This window comes from Shimia sp. NS0008-38b, from assembly GCF_040370365.1.
Taxonomy (GTDB): Bacteria; Pseudomonadota; Alphaproteobacteria; order Rhodobacterales; family Rhodobacteraceae; genus Shimia.
Genome location: NZ_BAABWQ010000002.1, coordinates 1,106,536 through 1,125,281 on the forward strand (window position 1 = coordinate 1,106,536; position 18,746 = coordinate 1,125,281).

Annotated in this window: 18 protein-coding genes and 2 tRNA genes; 12 read left to right on the top strand and 8 right to left on the bottom strand. The window is 55.7% G+C overall.

Annotation, left to right across the window (positions count from 1 at the left end; genetic code table 11):
* Positions 1-10: 10 nt before the first annotated feature.
* Positions 11-1,471, top strand: coding sequence for a hypothetical protein (locus ABWV47_RS11485; RefSeq protein WP_353311837.1), 1,461 nt, complete (start codon positions 11-13; stop codon positions 1,469-1,471).
* A gap of 324 nt (positions 1,472-1,795) precedes the next feature.
* Here ABWV47_RS11485 and ABWV47_RS11490 read toward each other — a convergent pair.
* Positions 1,796-1,871, bottom strand: a tRNA-Lys gene (locus tag ABWV47_RS11490).
* 100 nt (positions 1,872-1,971) lie between these two features.
* Between ABWV47_RS11490 and dapF the strand changes: the two genes are divergently transcribed.
* The 5 genes from dapF (at position 1,972) to ABWV47_RS11515 (ending at position 6,108) form a co-directional block, all read left to right on the top strand.
* Positions 1,972-2,826: a diaminopimelate epimerase gene (gene dapF, locus ABWV47_RS11495; RefSeq protein ID WP_353311839.1), complete on the top strand. Its 855-nt coding sequence runs from the start codon at positions 1,972-1,974 to the stop codon at positions 2,824-2,826.
* Positions 2,823-4,085, top strand: coding sequence for a tRNA (N(6)-L-threonylcarbamoyladenosine(37)-C(2))-methylthiotransferase MtaB (mtaB, locus tag ABWV47_RS11500; RefSeq protein WP_353311841.1), 1,263 nt, complete (start codon positions 2,823-2,825; stop codon positions 4,083-4,085). Before dapF ends, mtaB begins: the two co-directional genes overlap by 4 nt.
* 66 nt (positions 4,086-4,151) lie before the next feature.
* Positions 4,152-4,805, top strand: a complete 654-nt coding sequence (locus tag ABWV47_RS11505) for a glutathione S-transferase (protein ID WP_353311843.1) — start codon at positions 4,152-4,154, stop codon at positions 4,803-4,805.
* A gap of 44 nt (positions 4,806-4,849) precedes the next feature.
* Positions 4,850-5,488 carry an FMN-binding negative transcriptional regulator gene (locus ABWV47_RS11510; RefSeq protein WP_353311845.1) on the top strand — a complete coding sequence of 213 codons (639 nt, stop codon included), beginning with the start codon at positions 4,850-4,852 and terminating at the stop codon, positions 5,486-5,488.
* A gap of 14 nt (positions 5,489-5,502) precedes the next feature.
* Positions 5,503-6,108: a glutathione S-transferase gene (locus ABWV47_RS11515; RefSeq protein WP_353312102.1), complete on the top strand. Its 606-nt coding sequence runs from the start codon at positions 5,503-5,505 to the stop codon at positions 6,106-6,108.
* Between the two features lie 75 nt (positions 6,109-6,183).
* On the opposite strand, the gene fdhF is transcribed toward ABWV47_RS11515, so the two are convergent.
* The 5 genes from fdhF to ABWV47_RS11540 all read right to left on the bottom strand — a co-directional run bounded on the left by fdhF (position 6,184) and on the right by ABWV47_RS11540 (position 12,430).
* A complete protein-coding gene (fdhF, locus tag ABWV47_RS11520; RefSeq protein ID WP_353311847.1) occupies positions 6,184-8,967 on the bottom strand; it encodes a formate dehydrogenase subunit alpha in 2,784 nt (927 codons plus the stop codon).
* Positions 8,968-8,979: 12 nt separating this feature from the next.
* A complete protein-coding gene (locus ABWV47_RS11525) occupies positions 8,980-9,360 on the bottom strand; it encodes a VOC family protein (RefSeq protein WP_353311849.1) in 381 nt (126 codons plus the stop codon).
* A gap of 19 nt (positions 9,361-9,379) precedes the next feature.
* Positions 9,380-9,769 (bottom strand): hypothetical protein, encoded by a 390-nt coding sequence (locus tag ABWV47_RS11530; protein ID WP_353311851.1) that lies wholly within the window; start codon positions 9,767-9,769, stop codon positions 9,380-9,382.
* Positions 9,766-11,457, bottom strand: coding sequence for an NAD(P)H-dependent oxidoreductase subunit E (locus ABWV47_RS11535; RefSeq protein ID WP_353311853.1), 1,692 nt, complete (start codon positions 11,455-11,457; stop codon positions 9,766-9,768). Before ABWV47_RS11535 ends, ABWV47_RS11530 begins: the two co-directional genes overlap by 4 nt.
* An 85-nt stretch (positions 11,458-11,542) precedes the next feature.
* The gene (locus tag ABWV47_RS11540; RefSeq protein WP_353311855.1) at positions 11,543-12,430 is read right to left on the bottom strand and encodes a LysR family transcriptional regulator; all 888 of its coding nucleotides are present in this window, start codon (positions 12,428-12,430) and stop codon (positions 11,543-11,545) included.
* Between the two features lie 468 nt (positions 12,431-12,898).
* Here ABWV47_RS11540 and petA point away from each other — a divergent pair, with 468 nt between their 5' ends.
* The 4 genes from petA (at position 12,899) to ABWV47_RS11560 (ending at position 16,509) form a co-directional block, all read left to right on the top strand.
* On the top strand, positions 12,899-13,459 hold the full coding sequence (petA, locus tag ABWV47_RS11545; protein ID WP_353311857.1) for a ubiquinol-cytochrome c reductase iron-sulfur subunit: 561 nt from the start codon (positions 12,899-12,901) through the stop codon (positions 13,457-13,459).
* An 11-nt stretch (positions 13,460-13,470) separates the two neighbouring features.
* A complete protein-coding gene (gene petB, locus ABWV47_RS11550; protein ID WP_353311859.1) occupies positions 13,471-14,784 on the top strand; it encodes a cytochrome b in 1,314 nt (437 codons plus the stop codon).
* Positions 14,785-14,798: 14 nt separating this feature from the next.
* The gene (locus tag ABWV47_RS11555) at positions 14,799-15,590 is read left to right on the top strand and encodes a cytochrome c1 (protein ID WP_353311861.1); all 792 of its coding nucleotides are present in this window, start codon (positions 14,799-14,801) and stop codon (positions 15,588-15,590) included.
* Positions 15,591-15,717: 127 nt separating this feature from the next.
* Positions 15,718-16,509 (top strand): hypothetical protein, encoded by a 792-nt coding sequence (locus ABWV47_RS11560; RefSeq protein WP_353311863.1) that lies wholly within the window; start codon positions 15,718-15,720, stop codon positions 16,507-16,509.
* Between the two features lie 96 nt (positions 16,510-16,605).
* On the opposite strand, the gene ykgO is transcribed toward ABWV47_RS11560, so the two are convergent.
* Positions 16,606-16,731, bottom strand: coding sequence for a type B 50S ribosomal protein L36 (gene ykgO / locus ABWV47_RS11565; RefSeq protein WP_008562923.1), 126 nt, complete (start codon positions 16,729-16,731; stop codon positions 16,606-16,608).
* Positions 16,732-16,809: 78 nt separating this feature from the next.
* Positions 16,810-16,884 (bottom strand) — tRNA-Val (locus tag ABWV47_RS11570).
* 148 nt (positions 16,885-17,032) lie between these two features.
* Between ABWV47_RS11570 and ABWV47_RS11575 the strand changes: the two genes are divergently transcribed.
* Both ABWV47_RS11575 and pncA read left to right on the top strand, forming a co-directional pair.
* Positions 17,033-17,896 (top strand): N-formylglutamate amidohydrolase, encoded by an 864-nt coding sequence (locus ABWV47_RS11575; RefSeq protein WP_353312104.1) that lies wholly within the window; start codon positions 17,033-17,035, stop codon positions 17,894-17,896.
* Positions 17,897-18,090: 194 nt separating this feature from the next.
* Positions 18,091-18,687, top strand: a complete 597-nt coding sequence (gene pncA / locus ABWV47_RS11580; RefSeq protein ID WP_353311865.1) for a bifunctional nicotinamidase/pyrazinamidase — start codon at positions 18,091-18,093, stop codon at positions 18,685-18,687.
* Positions 18,688-18,746: the final 59 nt, after the last annotated feature.

Below are 18,746 nucleotides of genomic sequence, written 5' to 3' on the forward strand. Positions count from 1 at the left end.
AAGGGATTGAGTGGCGATGATATCCGGTGTGTGTCCAAAACAAGAGTTTGACCGCTTGTATGAAGGGCGGCATCACCCCAACGCGGAGTGGCGGCCGCCTGAAACCCTTGGGGATGTCGCGCTTAAATTGCGCCCGAAGCTTGATTTTGCTCTGTCCCGCCTATCCAGCAAACTTCCGGAATTGAACGCCGACCTCCCAGGTGGAATACTCGGTGCGATCTGGTTCATCTATTTGGCCAAAGAAAAACACCCCCATTTGTTTTCCGTTGAGACCGAATGGATGTTCTCCCCCTCATCATACGGAAATTCGACAGAGGCGTGGCTGCAAGCCTTGTTTGTGCAGCTCTATGTGAGTGACGACAATACATTTGACCCTGAGCAGTTTGCGCGAATTTGTGTCCGAGCACCGAAATCAGGCCGGTGCGAAATCTATGCCATGGACGGCGAGCATTACGCCTACATTGTAGCCTCAGCTGAGTACGTGACTTTCATTGTGCTTTTTTGCACCAGTTTCGGCGATGCTTTGTATGACGCTGATACCTCCGAATATGCCGAAACCATCTCCATTGGCTCCGGCAACTCCCTCTTCCATGAACGTATCATAAACCACTGGTTCGCACGTGGCGGCGAACCACCCGGTGCTCTTGATGGCCTCATCGACTTGATCGTTGCCTCTCAAGGCGGCACGTTATCGTGGGTTTTGCACCATTTCCTGGAACATCCCTATGATGCGTTGATAGACAACGTCTTTGGCGGATTCTTGACCGCAATCAGTAAGGTTGGGCATCCAAAATTCAAAGGAAAAATCTCTGAGGTATTGGCGTTTTCGCCGTGCTATGCGCTCTCATTCGCTTTGGCCCATGAAGCCTGTCATATCTTCGAAAAAGAACTCAACAAGCGAAGGTCGTTTGAAGCAGAGTCTGTGGCAGATACCATGGCGCTCAGAGCACTTCACATGTGGACGTCTGGCGCCAATAGAGAGGCGGATCATTTAGCTGCCGGTCCATTTCTTGGGCTCGCGATATTTTTTGCGTCGACAATGGCTTTGGTGGCAAGCTTTGATGCGAGCCCCTCGCGAGACATTCGATTGCGATATGATGACGGTGGGGAGTTCGGAGATGTGGCGAAGTCTGAATACTCGATTCTGAGAGCCCGTTTTGTCAGTACTTTGGTGCAATCGGCTCTCATTGGAAAAAGCCGATCAGCTCAATATCAGCACAATCTTTTTTCCGAGACTTTGCTGATTTTAGATCTGCTTCAGAGCGACATATTTCTTGGCGTACCAAGCGCGTTTACGCCGGTCCAAGAAAACACCGGTTTGGGCTTTACATCCCTTGTACATACCGTGGAGCGCCTGACTGAGGCGCGACTAAAGCATCGAGCAATGGTCGTGCAGCTTTTTGTCGACAGTATGCTCGACCAATCAAACCAGATAATAGACAGTTTCCGTGAAAACCCACCGGGCGCATGATCTTCGCAGTTGGCTTAGGGTATCGGTTGGCGACTGCCGTTTGCCCGCAGCTATGGCACCATAGAGAACATGGTGTGTTGCAGCATGAGTACCCTTTTGTACGGGCGAGTTTATCTGAAAACCCCCTAAAGGGTGCCACAGGTTGCAAGAGGGGTTCGGCAGAAACGGCAAACATCTCCATTGGAGCTAAGCAGCTCATCGAGAATCCGATTGCTCAAGCGCGTTTTGACGACTGCCCGATCCTAAGTGCCGGGCTCGTATCAAAAAAATACTGTGACGCGTCGAATTGCTACGACCCGATCCAATTTTGCGTTTTGGTGAAAGTGGTGAGCCGTGTAGGATTCGAACCTACGACCCACTGATTAAAAGTCAGTTGCTCTACCAACTGAGCTAACGGCCCACTCTCTGGTGGGCGGTTACTATGCTGAGAGAAGAGGGCGGTCAAGCCGATTCTCAAGAAAAATTTCGCGGCTCTGGAAACTAAAGACCAAGGGGCGTATATGCGGCCAATGGATACACAAGTGAACACACTTTTGCCCTTTATGAAAATGCATGGGCTTGGCAACGATTTTGTTGTTGTGGATGCGCGTGCGCGCTCTTTTGATTTGACCGATGGGCAGATCAAAGCGATTGCGCACCGTCAAAAAGGTGTGGGATTTGATCAGCTTGCGGTGATTGCCCATGGGGCAGAGGGCAACAATGCTGATGCGCATCTGACGTTTTACAACTCTGATGGGTCCACCTCAGCGGCCTGTGGCAACGCGACGCGCTGTATCGCACGCCATTTGATGAACGAGTCGGGTTCAGAGACCCTGACCCTCACCACGGACCGTGGCACTTTGTTTGCAAAGGAAGCGGGTGAGGGGTTGGTTTCGGTTAACATGGGTCATCCACAGCTGTCATGGGATGAGATTCCGCTGGCGTATGAGATGGACACACTGGAACTGGCTATCGCAGGCGCGCCCACGGCAACCGGTATGGGCAATCCACATTGCACATTTTTCGTAGACGATGCTGAGGCTGTCGACCTGGCCGCCTTTGGTGCGGCACACGAACATCACGCGCTTTATCCAGAGCGTACCAATGTGCAGGTCGCACAGGTTATCGGACCGGATCACATCCGCATGCGGGTTTGGGAGCGTGGCGTGGGCATCACATTGGCCTCTGGGTCTTCCAGCTGTGCCACCGCAGTTGCCGCTGCGCGTCGCGGGTTGACTGGCCGAAAAGTACAAATCGATTTGGATGGCGGCACGCTGTGGATTGACTGGGCAGCGGACGGCGTTTGGATGACGGGCGCGACCGAGCACGTATTTTCCGGCACATTCACCGCTGAGTTTTTGGATCGATCCCGATGACAGCCTTGCCACCAAAGTTCACCACCTTGGGGTGTCGTCTGAATTCTTATGAATCGCAGGCGATGGAAGACATGGCGCAGGCCGCAGGGCTTGAGAATGCTGTGGTTGTGAATACCTGTGCCGTGACGGCTGAGGCCGTGCGCAAAAGCCGTCAGGAAATCCGCCGGCTGCGCCGTGAAAACCCGGCTGCGCAGATCATCGTCACAGGATGTGCCGCGCAGACAGAACCGGAGACCTTCGCCGCTATGGGTGAAGTCGACAAAGTCATCGGCAACACCGAAAAAATGAACCCCGCCACATGGCAGGGTATGGCCGCAGATTTTATTGGCGAGACTGAGCGTGTGCAGGTGGATGACATTATGTCGGTCACAGAAACTGCGGGACATTTGATTGATGGCTTTGGCACACGCAGCCGGGCTTATGTGCAGGTGCAAAATGGGTGTGACCACCGCTGCACCTTCTGTATCATCCCCTATGGCCGTGGCAATTCGCGCTCTGTGCCTGCGGGTGTGGTGGTTGATCAAATCAAACGGCTGGTGGACAAAGGTTTCAACGAGGTTGTGCTGACGGGTGTGGATTTGACCAGTTGGGGTGCGGATCAACCGATGCAGCCCAAACTTGGCGATCTGGTGATGCGCATTCTCAAATTGGTGCCCGATCTGCCGCGTCTGCGGATCAGCTCAATTGATTCCATTGAGGTGGACGACAACCTGATGCAGGCGATTGCAACAGAACCGCGTCTGATGCCGCATTTGCATTTGTCGCTGCAGCATGGCGATGACTTGATCCTCAAACGGATGGCACGGCGGCATTTGCGCGACGATGCGATCCGGTTCTGTGAGGAGTCCAAAAAGCTGCGACCAGACATGACATTTGGCGCCGATATCATTGCGGGCTTCCCTACTGAATCTGACGCGCATTTTGAAAATTCATTGAAGCTTGTGCAGGACTGTGACCTCACTTGGCTGCATGTCTTTCCTTATTCCAAACGTGACGGTACTCCGGCTGCGAAAATCCCCAACCAAGTGAATGGCAATGTGATCAAAGCCCGTGCCGCGAAATTGCGGGCCGCAGGAGCGGCGCAGGTGGCTGATCATCTGGCAGCACAGTTGGGCAAAACCCATCGTATTCTGATGGAAAACGGGCATATGGGACGCACCGAGCAATTCACTGAGGTGCGCTTTGAGTCGCCCCAAGTGGAAGGTGCGATTGTAACAGCCCCGATTCTGGATGTGCGGGATCAGACCTTGGTGGCGTGAGCACATCGAGGGGCCAGCGCACCCAAGCTCGCGAGGTATTTTCGGCCCAATGACAAGGTGAGACTCATGGATTTGCCTATCCTCTATTCTTTTCGTCGCTGTCCGTACGCCATTCGTGCGCGCCTTGCTGTTGCGGCGTCTGGTGTGGCTGTGGAACTGCGAGAGATTTTGTTGCGCGACAAAGCGCCAGCGTTCTTGGCGACCTCGCCAAGTGGCACAGTGCCCTGTTTGCAGGCAGCTGATGTGGTGATTGATGAAAGTCTCGATGTGATGATTTGGGCGCTCCGTCAGCATGATCCGCTGGGCTGGTTGGACATGCCTGAGGTGGGTATGGGGCTGATCGAGGCCTGCGATGGCCCCTTCAAATCAGCACTAGATCGCACCAAATATGACACGCGGTATCCAGAATGTGACGCTGAAGAGCAACGCGCCTTAGCGATGGGTTTTCTGAACCGGTTGGATCAACAGATTGGAGATAAAACCGGGCTGTTTGATGATGCGCCGCGTTTGGCCGATATGGCCATTTTGCCGTTTGTGCGCCAATTTGCCTTCATCGACAAACCCCGATTTGATGCAGAGGCTGGCCCCAATGTCGCGCGTTGGTTGGAGAGCTTTTTGGCCTCTGAAACTTTTGCGGCGATTATGCCAAAATTGGCGATGTGGCGTGAGGGGGATACACCTTTGATCTTTGCGGGCGCAATTGAGGTTGCCAATCCCTAACCAGCCCTGCACCATCGCGTCACATCAGAGATGAGGCGCGAGAAATGCATCCCAATCCTGCCTTTCGGGGCACCGAAATTGAGCACAATCTGGAGTTTGCCAAAGAGCGCGGGTTTGGGAGCTTGTCGATCTCTGACCCTGATGGGCCTCCGTTGATGAGCCATGTGCCGTTTCTGATCGCAGATGATGGCAAAACCGTTGATCTACATCTGGTGCGCTCCAATCCGATGGCGCGCGCGGTGCGCGGCGCGACCCCCGCACGTTTGGCGGTCACTGGACCGGACAGCTATGTGTCGCCGGATTGGTATGGCGTGCAGGATCAGGTGCCAACGTGGAACTATGTGGCTGTCCATTTGGTCGGTGATCTGCATCCTTTGCCTACTGAGGACCTACCGAATGTGCTCGACCGTTTGTCCGCACATTTTGAAACCCATTTGGAGCCCAAAAAACCCTGGACGCGCGATAAGATGTCAGGGGACAGCTTTGAGCGGATGCTGCGCATGATCGTGCCTTTCCGTATGACCGTTCAGGACGTGCAGGGCACGTGGAAGCTTGGACAAAACAAACCTGCCGCGGTGCGCCAATCAGCGGCTGCACAGATGGCGGCCTATGGCATCGGCAGCGAGTCCCGTGAATTGGCCGCGCTTATGCAATCCCCCTTTGCTGACCCTGAAACAGAGTGAGAGACATGAGCAAATTGAAGTTGATCCATTCCCCAGCGTCGCCGTTTGTACGGAAGGTCCGCGTGACGCTTGCGGAAACCAGTCAAACTGACGACGTTGAGCTGGCGCGCGTGCACACCACCGCGCTATCCACTGCGGATGCTGCTGCTGCTGCCAATCCCCTTGGCAAAATTCCCGCCCTTGTGCGCCCTGATGGTCCCGCCATTTACGACAGCCGGGTGATTTGCCGCTATCTGGTCGCACGCGCGGAGGCTGATCTCTATCCTGAAGAACGCCTGTGGGATGTGCTGACGCTGGAGGCCACTGCAGATGGTATGCTCGAAGCGGCCGTGTTGATGGTTTATGAAAAGCGACTGCGCCCTGCGGAGATCGTGTTTGAGGATTGGCTTGAAGCGCAATGGGGTAAAGTTGAAGGGGCGTTGGACGCGCTCAATGAACGCTGGATGAGCCATCTTTATGGTCCATTGGATATGGGTCAAATCGCCATTGGATGCGCGCTGGGCTATCTGGATTTCCGCCATGGGGAGCGCGATTGGCGCCAAGGCCGTGAAGGGCTTGCTGGCTGGTATGCAGAGTTTGCCAAGCGTGACAGCATGCTGGCCACGGTGCCAAACGATTAGTCTCTAACACAGCAAAACACATAAAAAAGCCGCGCCCTGAAACAGAGGCGCGGCCTTTTTGGTACGTGGGAAATGTTACTCAGCGGCGATAGGGGTATCGGCCTTTTCAACCCTCAGCGCGGAGAACTTGAACTCTGGAATTTTGCCGTAGGGATCAAGTGCTGCATTGGTTAGAATGTTGGCCGCCGCTTCGACATAAGCGAAGGGCAGGAAGACATTGTCTTCGGCCACCGCACGATCGGCCCGTGCCATGACGGTGATTGTGCCACGGCGCGTGGTGAGTTGAACATAGTCACCCGGCGCCACGCCCAGTTTTGCCAAAGTACGCGGGTGCAGTGAACAGTTTGCTTCCGGCTCCAGCGCGTCCAAAGTGCTCGCACGGCGGGTCATCGAGCCGGTGTGCCAATGCTCCAGTTGACGCCCGGTGATCAGCACCATTGGATAGTCGTCATCCGGTGTCTCGTCAGGTGACACCACTTTGGCAGGGGTGAATTTCGCACGCCCCTCTGGCCGCGGGAAACCGTCACCAAACACAATCGCCTGACCGGGGTCTTCGGGGCTGAGTGAGGGGTAGGTCACAGCTTCACCTTCAAGACGTTCCCACGTGATGTTGTCCAAACTGCCCATGTTGAGCTTCATCTCGGCAAACACTTCTTTGGGGTGCGTGTAGGTCCAATTCAGGCCCAGCCGTTTGGCCAGCTCCACCTCGATCCACCAGTCTTGCTTGGCCTCACCCGGTGGGGCTGTCACTGGGCGGCCCATCTGCACCTGACGGTTGGTGTTGGTCACGGTGCCGGACTTTTCGTACCACGCAGAAGAGGGCAGGATCACATCCGCATAGTTTGCGGTTTCTGTTAAGAAGATGTCCTGCACCACAAGATGCTCCAGCTTGGCCAATGCCGCGCGGGCGTGGTCCACATCCGGGTCGCTCATCGCTGGGTTTTCGCCCAGAATGTACATGCTCTTGATGTTGCCCTCATGGATCGCATCCATGATTTCCACCACGGTCAGACCCTTCTGGTTGGAGAAGTCTTCACTCTCCCAAACGTCTGTGAAGGCTGAACGGACACCATCATCCATCACAGACTGATAGTCTGGCAGAAACATCGGGATCAAACCCGCATCAGAGGCGCCTTGCACGTTGTTTTGACCGCGCAGTGGGTGAAGACCTGCACCGGGGCGGCCCACCTGACCGCTCATCAAGGCAAGTGAGATCAAACAGCGTGCATTGTCAGTGCCGTGGATGTGTTGGCTCACCCCCATACCCCAGAAAATCATCCCGGCTTTGGCACCGGCAAAAGTACGCGCAACCTCGCGCAGCATCTCAGGCGCGATGCCGCAGATCGGGGCCATTTTCTCTGGCGGATAGTCTGCCAAATGGGTCTTCATCGCGTCCCAATTTTCGGTGTAGGCTTCGATGTACTGCTGATCATAAAGCCCTTCTTGCACGATCACATGCATGATCGCGTTTAACATCGACACATCGCCACCGGGCTTGAATTGCAGCATGTGGCTGGCAAAGCGTTTCATGCCGTGGCCGCGGGGGTCCATGACAATCAACTTGCCGCCGCGCTTTACAAATTGCTTGAAATAAGTCGCAGCCACCGGGTGGTTTTCCATCGGGTTGCAGCCGATCACGATCGCCACGTCGGCGTTTTCGATCTCATTGAAGGTTGCGGTCACCGCACCGGATCCCACGTTTTCCATCAATGCCGCCACAGAAGAGGCGTGGCAGAGCCGTGTGCAGTGGTCCACGTTGTTGTGGCCAAAGCCCTGACGGATCAGTTTCTGGAACAAGTAGGCTTCTTCGTTTGAACACTTCGCAGAGCCGAATCCAGCAACGTTAGTGCCTTTTTCGTCTCGCAACCGTGCCATACCATCGGCCGCGAAATCCAACGCCTCATCCCAGCTTGCTTCGCGGAAATGCGTCATCAGATTGCCGGGATCAACGTTCAACCCCTTGGCAGGCGCATCTTCGCGACGGATCAGAGGTTTGGTGAGCCGGTGCGGGTGGTCGATATAGTCAAAGCCAAATCGGCCTTTGACACAGAGACGGTTTTCATTGGCCGGGCCATCAATGCCCTCAACATATTTGATCTTGTTGTCTTTGACCTTAAACTTGATTTGGCAACCGACCCCACAATAGGGGCAGACGCTGTCCACTTCGCGGTCAAAATCTGCGCTGTCCCCGGCTTGGTTTTCGTCCAGCACGGCCGCGGGCATCAAAGCACCGGTTGGGCAGGCTTGTACGCATTCGCCGCAGGCCACACAGGAGGACTCTCCCATCAGATCACTTTGGTCAAAGATGATCTGTGCCGTATTGCCGCGTCCGCCCATGCCGATCACGTCATTGACCTGCACTTCGCGGCAAGCGCGTACACAAAGATTACAGTGGATACAGGCATCCAGATTCACATTCATCGCCACGTGAGACGCATCCAAAAGCGGGATGCTGTCCGCCTCTTTGGCAGGGAATCGAGACTGTTCCACCCCAACTTGCGCGGCCATATCGGCAAAATGGCTGGACGCATCGTGTTTCACATCGGGCTGATCTGCGACCAACAGCTCCATCACCATCTCGCGGGCTTTGAGCGCGCGCGCACTTTCGGTGTGCACAACCATGCCGTCGGCGGCCGGGCGAATACAGGAGGCCACCAACGTGCGCTCTCCCTCGACTTCAACCACACAGGCGCGGCAGTTGCCGTCCGGGCGATAGCCTTTGGCCGGTTTATGACACAGATGCGGGATTACAAACCCACGTCCATTGGCAGCGTCCCAGATGCTGGTGCCATCAGGAACGGTCACATCCTTGCCGTTGAGAGAAAACGTAACGGTGTTGGTCTGGCTGGCATCAAGCATAGCGGACCCCTTCTATCGGTGTTGGTCGATCAGGATGGTGTTGCCATCCGGATCTTTCAGCATCAGGCTCGCAGGCCCGCTTGTGGCCTCGTCTGCCTCGCTCATAAGCTCAAGCCCTTCGGCCTTCAGCTGTTTTTGCAATGCGCGAACGTCGGTGAAGTTTTCGGTGTTCTGCGCGTTTTGATCCCAGCCGGGATTGAAGGTCAAAATGTTGGAGTCGAACATGCCCTCAAACAAACCAATGATGTGATCACCATTCTTCAGAATGCACCAGTTTTCCGCAGGCTGTGTGCCAAACATTTCAAACCCCAGTTTTTCATAAAACGCGCGGCTGGCGGCCAGATCTTTCACGGCCAAACTCATGGAAAACGCGCCCAAGTCCATCTGTGTCATAACTCCACTCCTCCGCGCTTTACACGCTCAAAGCAACTGTCAAGCTGCCCAAAAGCAGCGCGAGCGCCACCGGGATGCCAAACCAACGCTCGGGTTTGCTGGGGGTGATCGTGTTGGCCACCAAAGAGCTCGCACCAATTGCGACAATCACCCAAATCAACCATTTCGCCCATGGCACAAACCCCACAGAGATCACTCCAGCGGCTTGCATCACAATCAGCGCCAAAACCAGAACCAGCACGCCTTGAAACGCTGATGCTATGCGCGCCGAAGCAGGCAGAACACCTGGGTTGCGCCCGCCCATGGTCATGTATCCAATCGGCGCCCCTAAAATCAGGGCCAGATGCAAACCTGCAGCGGCAACCGCTCCAGTAAGAAAAAGCCAAGCGCCACCTTCGGAAGAGATCATATTTCCTCTCCGAAGTGTTTCATTACAAGTCGGATCGGATTCGGAGCTGCCTGCCCAAGGCCACAAATGCTGGCGTCGCCCATTACCTGACACAGGTCCTCAAGCAGTGGTTGATCCCAGTTATCCGCTTGCATCAGTTTTACAGCTTTCTCACAACCCGCCCGGCACGGCGTACACTGTCCACAGCTCTCATCTTCAAAGAACTTCAGCATATTTAGAGCCGCATCCCGCGCACTGTCGTGATCTGACAGTACCACAACAGCAGCAGACCCGATGAAGGTGCCCAAGGGTTGCAGAGTGTCAAAATCAAGCGGCACATCCGCAATCGACGCGGGCAACAAACCTGAGGACGGTCCGCCCGGTTGATAGGCCTTGAAGGTGTGGCCCTCCAACATACCGCCAGCGGCATCAATGATGTCCAAAATCGTAGAGCCCGCAGGCAGCTCGTAAACGCCGGGCGCTTTGACACGGCCAGACACGGAATAGCTGCGCAGACCCTTGCGGCCATTCAGCTCAGTTGCCGACATGGTTTCCGGGCCTTCGCGCACAACACGCGCCACCCAATAAAGTGTCTCGACGTTGTGCACCAAAGTGGGGCGATTGAAGATGCCGACCTGGGCTACAAATGGTGGGCGATGGCGTGGAAGGCCGCGTTTGCCCTCAATGGACTCGATCATCGCGCTCTCTTCACCACAGATATACGCACCCGCCCCGCGGCGCAGGTCAATGTAGCCAGGCGCGACAAGTCCCGCAGCTTCAAGCGCGGCAATCTCACGCGTCAGGATTTCGCGCACAGCCGGATATTCATCCCGCAGATAGATAAAGCATGTCTCTGCCTCTACCGCCCAAGCCGCGATCAACATGCCTTCTAGGAACAGATGCGGACGGCGCTCCAGATAGTAGCGGTCTTTGAATGTTCCGGGCTCGCCTTCGTCGCCGTTTACGGCAAGGTATCGTGTGCCCTCATTTGCGCGCACAAAGCCCCATTTTTTACCGGACGGGAAGCCGGCTCCTCCCAGACCGCGCAACCCGCTGGCCAGAATTTGATCCTGTACGGCTTCCCAATCGCCGCCGTTGCGCAGCTTGGTCAGCTCTTCATATCCTCCGTCAGCTTGGTAGGCGTCGAGGTTTTCGAAATCGGGGACATGGGCGTGGGTATCGCCTGCCGCAATCGCAGCCTCGACCTTCTCCACGGTGGCATGGTCGATATGCTTGTGGCCAAGTTCCAGCGTCGGGGCTGTATCACACCGACCCATGCAGGGCGCGCGCAACACACGCACTTGGCTTGCATCCATGCCGCTTTCCAGCGCGTGGCGGAGTTGTTCTGAGCCAGCCAATTCACACGACAGCGAATCACAGACACGAATGGTCAAAGCGGGCGGTGGAGTTTCATCTTCGGCCACCACATCAAAGTGGGCATAGAAGGTGGCAACCTCATACACTTCCGCCTGCCCAATGCGCAATTCTTCGGCAAGCGCGCATATATGGGCGGCAGACAAATGCCCGCAAGCATCTTGAATCAGGTGCAAAAATTCAATCAGTAGGTCTCGGCGGCGCGGGCGATCCCCAAGCAGCGCCTGTATGTCGGCCAATGCCGCATCTGTGACCTGTCGGCCTTTGGGCATCCGGCGTGATTTACCAGTGCCTTTTTTCTTCCAAACGCCTTTTGAGTCGTCCAGCGGTACCATGATATTCTCCCTACCAGATGGCTTAGGGTGGCATCAGGTAAAGTGATAATCAAATATGTAATTTTTAACTTGTGATAAGTAACGATTATGATGCGTCTGGCATCAAAATTCGCCGCAGTGCTTCCACCGTCGACAAACCGGGGGTGCGGTACGGAGAGATGAGGCTGACATCTTTTTCGACGGTTGGATCAGAAAGTGGCAACGTCACGGTGCCACCCATCTCACCAAGGCTGTCGGCAAGCCCTTCGGGAATCACTGTGGCCGCACTCCCATTGGCAGCCAGAAGCATCGATGATGTGAATTCACCGGTTTCCGCAATGACCGTTGGGAACAGCCCCGCCTCTCGAAACACCAAATCCAGAATGCGGCGATTCTGCATGCCCGGTTCCAATAAGCTTAAGGGAAGTTTGGCAGCCTCCGCCCAGGTGGCAGTGCCTGCGAGGCGTGGTGCCAGTGCTCTTGGCGCAAGCAACATGTAACGTTCGTCGTAAAGGTGCTCGACCCGCATCATTTCCGGCGACACGCCCTCGCCATAGCTGATTCCTGCGTCATAAACCCCGTTCTCCAACCCCTGTTGGATGGCTAAGGAGGATGCTGTTTGCAAACGCACAGTGATGCCGGGATGTGCGTCCCGCAGGCGCCGCACTGTTTCGGCGGCAAAACTCACAGCCGTTGGCACAACGCCCAAGGCAAGTTGCCCAGTGATGTCGCCGCCCGCTGAGCGAAATTCCTCTTCGAGCACTTTTACACTGTCCATGATCGTGCGCGCATGGCGTACAAGGGCCGCACCTTCGGGCGTGAAGCCCTGAAAGCGGTTGCCGCGTTTTACAATGGCCGCATCAAGGCGTTCTTCCAGCTTTCGAATGCGCATGCTGAATGCGGGTTGTGAAACGCCGCACTCCTCCGCCGCGCGAGCAAAATGCCCGTGTCGTGCAAGCGATGACAAAAATTCCAGATCTTTCAGGCTGATCACGGCCCGCACCTTTCAATGTGTTGCCTTGAAATCCTTAGACAGTTTGCCGAGAGCGCGCCAGCCCACCGCGATTCGCCATGGAATGAAGCTGCGGTTACTGGGCGCTGCCCCTTGCGTCAGCCAAGTCGAACGTCGCCCGAGATTTTTGCGACCATTGAGAAAACACCTTTTTGCGGGGGCCAAAAACCTCCGGTGGACAGCTTTCGCAGAGCCTATAGTGGCAGTGCGCCAAATTTGGCGCATTGAATCGACGCTGTTTCGGGCTGCATCTCTGCTGTGCTGGTGCTGGATGACCGCCTTCAAAACCATTTGTTAAGCGCGACAGAGGGACGCGACATCCCAAGATAAGCGAATGTTCGCTGGACGGGTTGCAACACCTTCGTTAAATAGCGGCGGGGAGAGGCTGCGGGTGACTGCGGCCTGAACCGACATGGGCCGCTTTTTGGCTTAAGAAATGGAGAGAACCTCGTGTCCCACGCAGAAGATCACGAAGGCACCCGCAGAGATTTCCTGTACTACGCCACCGCTGGCGCGGGTGCCGTGGCGACTGGTGCTGCCGTCTGGCCGCTGGTCAATCAGATGAACCCCTCCGCAGACGTGCGCGCGCTGTCCTCGATTCGCGTTGATACCTCTGGCATTGAGCCAGGCACGCAGTTGACGGTGAAATGGTTGGGTAAACCAGTTTTCATTCGCCGCCGTACTCAGGATGAGATCGACGCAGCCCGCGCCGTGACCCTGGATGAGCTGACCATTGATAAGGACAGCGAAAACGCCAACAAACCCGGTACCGATGCCATGGACGAAAACCGCGCCATGGATGAAACCGGCGAATGGTTGGTGATGATGGGTGTGTGTACACACCTTGGCTGTGTGCCTTTGGGTGACGGTGCTGGCGACTTTGGTGGCTGGTTCTGCCCATGCCACGGGTCCCACTACGACACATCCGGCCGTATCCGCAAAGGTCCGGCGCCTGAAAACCTCCACGTTCCGATTGCCCGCTTTGAGGGCAGCGAACTGGTCCTCGGATAAGGAAAGCGCTCATGTCCGGAATTCCTCACGATCATTACGAGCCCAAATCAAAGGGCGAAAAATGGGTCGAAACCCGCTTGCCGGTGATTGGCCTGATCTATGACACGCTCATGATCCCCACTCCGAAGAACCTGAACTGGATGTGGATCTGGGGTATTGTTCTCGCATTCTGTCTGGCGCTGCAAATTGTGACCGGCATTGTGCTCGCGATGCACTACACACCGCATGTCGACATGGCGTTTGCCTCGATCGAACACATCATGCGTGACGTGAACGGTGGTGCGATGCTGCGCTATCTGCATATGAATGGCGCCTCGCTGTTCTTCTTTGCTGTCTACCTCCATATTTTCCGCGGTCTCTACTACGGTTCCTACAAAGCTCCGCGTGAGATCACATGGATCGTCGGCATGGTCATCTACCTGCTGATGATGGCAACCGGCTTTATGGGTTACGTTCTGCCTTGGGGTCAGATGTCCTTCTGGGGCGCAACAGTGATCACCGGCCTGTTTGGCGCCATCCCGTTTGTGGGCGACGCTCTGCAGACATTCCTGCTTGGCGGCCCTGCGGTGGACAACGCCACCCTGAACCGCTTCTTCTCGCTGCACTACCTGCTGCCATTTGTGATTGCCGCTCTGGTTATCGTGCACATCTGGGCGTTCCACACCACGGGCAACAACAACCCCACCGGTGTTGACGTGCGTCGCGACTCCAAAGCAGAAGCCAAGAAAGACACCCTGCCGTTCTGGCCTTACTTCGTGATCAAGGACCTGTTTGCGCTGTCTCTGATCCTGGTAATCTTCTTTGCGGTTGTTGGCTTCATGCCGAACTATCTGGGTCACCCGGACAACTACATCGAAGCAAACGCTCTGGCGACGCCTGCACACATCGTGCCGGAATGGTACTTCCTGCCGTTCTACGCGATCCTGCGTGCCTTTACGTCTGAGGTCTGGGTCGTGATGTTTGCAAGCTGGATCACCGGTGGCATCATTGACGCCAAATTCTTCGGTGTTCTGGCGATGTTTGCCGCGATCATTGTTATGGCGCTTGTGCCTTGGCTGGACACATCACGTGTTCGCTCTGGTCGCTATCGCCCGATGTTCAAGTGGTGGTTCGCTCTGCTGGTTGTCGACTTCATCGCGCTGATGTGGCTCGGTGCCATGCCTGCAGAAGAGCCCTATGCAACCTTCTCGCTGATCGCATCGGCCTATTGGTTCGCATACTTCCTCGTGATCCTGCCTCTCTTGGGTGTGATCGAGAAGCCGACAACACCACCGGCCACTATCGAAGAAGACTTTAACGCCCACTACGGCAAACCTGCTGAATAAGAGGACACAGGATTATGCTTAAGAAACTTAGCATTGCTGCTTTGGCCGCCCTGACCTTTTCGGCAGGAGGCGCAATGGCCGCAGGTGGCGAAGGCCACGTGCATGATGTGGACTTCTCCTTTGAAGGCCCGTTTGGCAAGTTTGACCAGAACCAGCTTCAGCGGGGCCTTCAGGTCTACACCGAAGTCTGTGCAGCCTGTCACGGCCTGCGCTACGTGCCACTGCGCACGTTGGCGGATGAAGGTGGCCCACACCTACCAGAAGATCAGGTGCGGGCTTACGCCGCGCAGTTTGATATCTATGACCCTGCCATTGATGACGATCGCTCTCGTATTGTCACCGACCACTTTCCAGAAAGCGGTCTGGAAAACGCACCTGACCTGAGCCTGATGGCAAAGGCGCGGGCGGGTTTTCACGGCCCATACGGCACTGGTATCAACCAGTTCTTCAAGGGCATGGGTGGTCCAGAGTACATCACCTCGATCCTGACCGGTTACACCGGTGAGGAAAAAGAGGAAGCGGGCACCACCTTTTATGAAAACACCGCTTTCCCCGGTGGTTGGATCGCAATGGCGCCGCCCTTGTTTGAAGACCAGCTTGAATTCGCGGATGGTCACTCCAACGATGTTCATCATGTGGCTGAAGACGTCTCTGCCTTCCTGATGTGGACAGCGGAGCCCAAAATGATGGCGCGCAAGCAAGCGGGCCTGACTGGGGTGCTGTTCCTCGCGGTCCTGAGTGTGTTGCTCTATCTGACCAACAAAAAGCTCTGGGCGCCGGTCAAAGGCAAAAAATTCGAAGTCTGATACGCTTTGATACTCAATAGAAAGGGCCTCGCAGGACTTCCTGCGGGGCCTTTTTTTGTTTTTGTCTCTCCTGACACCAAAAGGGCCTATAGTTTAGGAGTTAATTGGTAGAAGGGCATGCGGAACTATGCGTCTCAAATTATTATTTAGTTTCATGATGTCAGTGGCTTGGGGCTGTGGTGCCCATGCGAATCCGCTGAGACTGAACACTGACGGGAGTTGGAATTTCCATGGTTCCGTTGCCTTGTTCGCGGCAACCACGACCAAAGGGACCACCACGGTGAATGGGAACTCCGCTGATGTTGATCTCAATTTGCGCGATGCATTGGACCATCTTGATTTCACCGGGACTGGCAGAGTTGAGGCGTGGAATGGCAGGCTGGGCTTGATCGCTGAAGGGCACTACATCGGCTTTAGTGCAAGCGCCAGAGCAACGTCGGGGCCCGCTGCAGGCGCAACTGTGAACGTGGAATCCACACAAAGCTGGATGAGCTTTCTGGTGGGCTACCAAGTCACGGATGGGCAATTCGCCAATGGTCGGCCTTATTCCTTCGATGTCCAAGGAGGCGCGCGTTACAACAGGCTGACACAGGAGATCGTGGGGTCTGGTGGGGTGCTCAACGTTGGCGGTACAGAACGCTGGTGGGAACCGGTGATTGGCGCGCGGTATTCTTGGGGTATTGCGGACGGCTGGGATGGCGCTTTTATGGTGGATGCCAGTGGCTTTGACACAAACGGCAACGAGCTTGCATGGAGCGCGACTCTGGGTTTGGCGCGCCGGTTCAATGAGAGATCCTCTTTGGTCTTTGGGTGGCGTCACTATGACATCGATTTTTCTACGGCGCGCGCGGGCGGACCTTTTGGGACCGACCTATATTCGTCTGGTCCATTTATTGGATACGCTTATACTTTCAATTGATGTGAGCCTGGCAAGGTGTCGATCTCTTGGCGTGCCCCAAGCGCAAAAAGCCGCCCTAAGGGCGGCTTCTTCAATTTGTACGTTCAAGACCGGGGTTTAGCCCTGGCGTGCTTTGAAGCGACGCTGTGTCTTGTTGATCACGTAAACGCGGCCCTTGCGGCGCACAACACGGCAATCGCGGTGCCGGTTCTTGAGCGAGCGGAGCGAGTTTTTAACCTTCATGGGTCTTATCCTCATTTCGCGGCGCGGCATGCGCCTGGGGTTACGGGACCTCTCAAGCCGTGAGAGGCGATGAATTCATGGTGGGCGATACTGGGATCGAACCAGTGACCCCTTCGATGTCAACGAAGTGCTCTACCGCTGAGCTAATCGCCCTGTCACCAGCTGAAACCCATACCCCCCAATAAAAGGGGGCGCGGAATCCCGCGCCGGTGGCGGTCTCTATAAAAGGAGTCGCGGGGGGGATCAAGGGCTTTTGGCGCAGTAATTTTTGCGTTTATAGTCTGAGGGAATGGGAGAGATGATGCAAACTTCAGCTTACGCAATTTTTGCGCCACAAAGGTGCCGCTCATCGGTGGTATTTGCCTCGCCACACAGCGGGTGTGACTACCCTGAATGGTTTGTGCGTCGCTCTCTTTTGAACGCGCATACGATCCGGTCCTCAGAAGACGCTTTTGTAGATCAGCTGTTTGAAGATGCGCCGCTATTTGGCGCGCCGTTTCTGGTGGCTCGTGCGCCACGCGCCTTGTTAGATCTGAACCGCGCCGCAGAGGAACTCGACCCGGCGCTGATCCAGGGCGTGCGCAAAGTGGGGCACAATCCCCGGGTGGCATCTGGGCTTGGGGTGATTCCCCGAGTGGTGGCGAATGGGAAGGCAATATATCACGGCAAAATGACTCGGGCGGAGGCGGATCATCGCATCGACACATACTGGCGGCCATACCATGCAGCCTTGGGGCAGTTGGTGAAGACATCGCTCGACAGGTTCAATGAAGCAATTCTGGTGGATTGCCATTCCATGCCGCGTGAGGCCGTCGAAGGGATGGCCCGTCGCAAAGGCAAGCGGCCGGAGATTGTGCTGGGAGATCGTTTTGGCGCTGCTGCGGCTGTAGAGATTGTTGACCAGATTGAGGCGGCGTTTGTACGAGCGGGATTTGAGGTGTCACGCAATGCGCCCTTTGCGGGGGCCTACGTGACCCAACACTATGGCCGCCCACAGCGCCGTCAGCATGCCGTCCAGATCGAGATTGATCGATCGCTTTATATGGATGAGGCCCGCATCACTCCCCGTAGTGATTTCAACGATTTCAAATCGCGCCTGCGTGAGGTGGTTGCTCAGATTGCCGAAATTGGCGTGCCGCGCCAGCAGGACGTGGCCGCCGAATGACACAACAGAGCATTTGCGCCGCGCTCCCGTTTCGGTTGATTTGAGTCTCACGGACAGGTACCTGAGGTCGCTAGAACTCAAAGCTTGATGTTTTTGAGAGCGTTTGAGTACTAATAGGGCAAATTTTCCTAAGCTCCATTGACCTGTGGTTCGGGCTTGGTAAAGGCTGAGCCAAACTAACGGGGAGACTATCCATGTCCCAAGCGCTAATTGTGATCGATGTGCAAAACGATTTTTGCCGTGGCGGTGCTCTCGCAGTGCCTGAAGGGGACGCAGTTGTTTCGGGGATCAATGACCGTATGGCTGCGTTCGACACAGTGGTCCTGACGCAGGATTGGCACCCCGCAGGGCATTCGTCATTTGCAAGCAGTCACGACGACAAAGCGCCTTATGATATCGTCGAGATGCCTTACGGCGCACAGGTTCTCTGGCCGGATCATTGCGTTCAGGGCAGCAAGGGCGCCGCGTTTCACCCTGCGCTGAAGACTGATCCTGCGGCTCTGATCATTCGCAAAGGGCTCAACCCTGACATCGACAGTTACTCTGCGTTCTTTGAGAACGACCATACCACACCAACCGGGCTAGAGGGGTTTCTGCGGACGCGTCAGATCACTGATCTGGTAATTGTAGGCTTGGCCACAGATTTCTGCGTCAACTTCTCGGCTCAGGATGCAGCGCGTTTGGGATTTTCGGTGTCCGTCGAGGCCAACCTGTGCCGGGGCATTGATCTTGATGGGTCGCTGGATGCAGCTTGGGCTGCGATGGACGCGGCCGGAGTTCGGCATCTGTGACGCCTCTGTGTCGAGGTATTGTTAACCATTTGTTGGCATGCACGAAACGAAACTATTTA